General features: G+C 77.0%; 1 protein-coding gene. It reads left to right on the top strand.

The window, feature by feature from the left end; all coding sequences use genetic code 11:
- Positions 1-600 (top strand): hypothetical protein (locus MXD58_RS24565; RefSeq protein WP_250610033.1); only part of this gene is annotated, 600 nt, incomplete at both ends.

Here is a 600-nt window from a genome sequence, read left to right as displayed (position 1 = left end):
GCGACGGGCCGACCTTCGCCGCCGACGGCACGCTGCGCGCCGAGCGGATCCGGCTGAGCGACCCGCGCGACCCGAACGTGGCGCGGCGCGACCTCGGCCACGCCGACGTCGACTGGACCACCCGCACGGCCACCAGCACCGACCCGCTGGGCAACACCCGGACCTGGACCGTCCGCCCGACGAACAACGGCGGCTTCCGCCTCGTCGCGCCCACCACCATGGAGGCGCGCGAACACGACGTCAGCGGCGCGCTGCTGGAACGGCGCATCCCGCTGCGCACCGCCGGGGGAGCGCTGCTCCCCGGCCACCATCTGCACAGCGACCACCGCACCGGCGCCGCCCCGACGATCACCGTGCGTGAGCGCGGCGGCGGACCGGTGAGCATCACCGTGACCCGGACCGCCACCGGGCTGCGCCTCACCGACGCCGGCGGCGGGCGCCACAACGGCGACTGGCGCGAGGTCGACGACGACGGCCGCCTGCTCCGCGAGAAGATCACCGTCCTGGATGCCAAGGGCCGCCCCGACGGCACGCACCTGCTCGTCGACCTGACCGGCGCCGCCCCGACCTGGACCCGCCGCAACGCCGGCGGCGCGCGCC

Source organism: Frankia sp. AgKG'84/4, assembly GCF_023242965.2.
Taxonomy (GTDB): Bacteria; Actinomycetota; Actinomycetes; order Frankiales; family Frankiaceae; genus Frankia.
This window is presented reverse-complemented; position numbering and strand designations above follow the sequence as displayed.